We start from the raw sequence: 1,942 nt of genomic DNA, 5'->3' as shown, positions 1-1,942 counted from the left end.
CGCTTAACTCCTGCTCGTGATAATAATTAGTCATGCTAATAAATTAAAATTTGAGTTATGTAACAGTGCTGCACGCTAGAATATGATTGGCTAACTAACGCTTTCATAAACGAATGCTTTGTTTTTTTGATTTTTGTTATAAGAGAATGAGTTTGTGTATTTTTTGATTATTTGTATAAAAAATACTGATATAAGTATCGTTTGGGGAATTTTTGAATAGAATCAGAAAGATAGAGATAGAGATAGAGATAGAGATAGAGATAGAGATAGAGATAGAGATAGAGAATGTTTGAAAATGCTGATGGTGTGCCTGTGGGGCTATCATATACGAGTTCTTAAGAATTCAGATCTTTAAAATTCCTATATAATGTTTTGTTCTTATATAATCTTTTTGACGGTATTATTGAAGGCATCTGATATAAAAGAAAAGGGATTAACCAGCGCGAGAACGCGGGAGGGATGTTGCAGAAACCGGTATGGGTAAAACCAGACCGGTTTCTGAAAATATTCTGACATTCCGTCACTCTGTCCACTCAGGCCTGAGGCCGTCTTCGTTATCGCAGAGGAAGGGATTCAGGGAATATTTTACGCTGTAGGCACAACGTTTGCTGCTGCCGGGCCTTTGGCGCCCTTCTCGATGGAGAACTCGACCTTCTGGCCTTCGAACAGAGTACGGTAGTCGTTACTCTGAATTGCAGAGAAGTGTACGAACACGTCTTTGCTTCCATCAGAAGGGGAGATAAAACCAAAACCTTTATCCGCATTAAACCATTTTACTAAACCAGTCATTTTATTAGACATGTGATATTTCCTTTAATTGAGCCTTTTTAGGCGAATATGGCTTGTTTTACAGAAACTACTTAGCGCTTAACGTAGAGACTCAACAAGAAGGGATATCTGGGATAACGCCTGAGGATGAGAACTGCTTTAATAAACTGCTTTGTATGAGGTCTGTCTTTCAAACCGACGCCGATATTAACGCATGACCTGAGATATTAAGCAAGTAATATTTTAGCGGATTTGTATAATTGCGGGTAAGAAGGAGACGATATTGTTGAAAATCACCGCCGGCTGGCGGTGATTAGAACTTATAACAATTCAAATGCTCGCTTAATCATCGCATCGGAATAAGGCTGTTGGCCGTTTTCCATTTGAATGATCGCTTTAACCAGTCGGCTCATTGTGGTGACATTTTCTACATCCACTACGGCACTGCTAGCTATGCCAACTGATTTACATACATAAGCGATATAACTCTCGGTATTATTTTCATTCGGTGGTGCCCAGCGGGAAATAAACTGGCGAATCGTATTGTCCCCGTATTTGCGTTCGTAGTTGCGCAGAATTTTTAGCATCGCCCGTATGCCATATTCCGGCGCCACAAATTGACAAAATGATTTGTCTGTCTGGATATCACGCAAACCTTGCCATTTGTCTCTATGACGGATATTGCCGGGGTTGTGGTTACGAATTCCTCTTGTCATTGTTATCTCCTAAACGTTTATTGATGGCACGAATGGAAAACTCTCGGATTTTCTCTACGCCAATAAAACCAACGGCTCCGCCGAGGGCAGGTGAAATGCTGTTTGGAATACCAAATAGTTCCAGTCCACTGGAAAATCCCCACGACAGCGCTCCACACAGTAGCGGCTCGACCCAGCGATTTTTCCGCTCCACACCGTCATAAATAAGCCGGCCGTAACAGATCATAACGGCCAAAATAGAACCAGAAATTTGCGGCCAAGCGTTTCTTAGACCGTTTAATAAATCGGCCCATAAATCAGGATGTTCTTTCATTATTGTTCCCATAATTTGGTGATGGGCATCATCATCATCATCATCATCAACACTGACTGAATGAATGACGTCCCGTACCTTTTCATAGTAACGCGGGTAAAGAAAATCCACATGGATACGCTATTGTGCTCTGGCTCTTACTAAA

The 1,942-nt window shown here is 41.2% G+C and carries 3 protein-coding genes; all 3 read right to left on the bottom strand.

The genetic code is table 11. The annotated features are described in order from the left end of the window. Positions 1-585 precede the first annotated feature (585 nt). A complete protein-coding gene (cspG, locus tag ABLA76_RS02595) occupies positions 586-801 on the bottom strand; it encodes a cold shock protein CspG (RefSeq protein ID WP_047767238.1) in 216 nt (71 codons plus the stop codon). Positions 802-1,088: 287 nt separating this feature from the next. Next, positions 1,089-1,484 carry a structural protein gene (locus ABLA76_RS02590; protein ID WP_348986748.1) on the bottom strand — a complete coding sequence of 132 codons (396 nt, stop codon included), beginning with the start codon at positions 1,482-1,484 and terminating at the stop codon, positions 1,089-1,091. Beyond that, a complete protein-coding gene (locus ABLA76_RS02585) occupies positions 1,465-1,797 on the bottom strand; it encodes a phage holin, lambda family (protein WP_047767235.1) in 333 nt (110 codons plus the stop codon). The genes ABLA76_RS02590 and ABLA76_RS02585 overlap by 20 nt, the downstream gene beginning before the upstream one ends. Between the last annotated feature and the right edge of the window lie 145 nt (positions 1,798-1,942).

The organism is Xenorhabdus sp. SGI240, from assembly GCF_040081915.1.
GTDB classification, from domain to species: domain Bacteria; phylum Pseudomonadota; class Gammaproteobacteria; order Enterobacterales; family Enterobacteriaceae; genus Xenorhabdus; species Xenorhabdus bakwenae.
The sequence above is the reverse complement of the archived record's forward strand: the minus strand, read 5'-3'. Positions and strand labels throughout refer to the sequence as shown.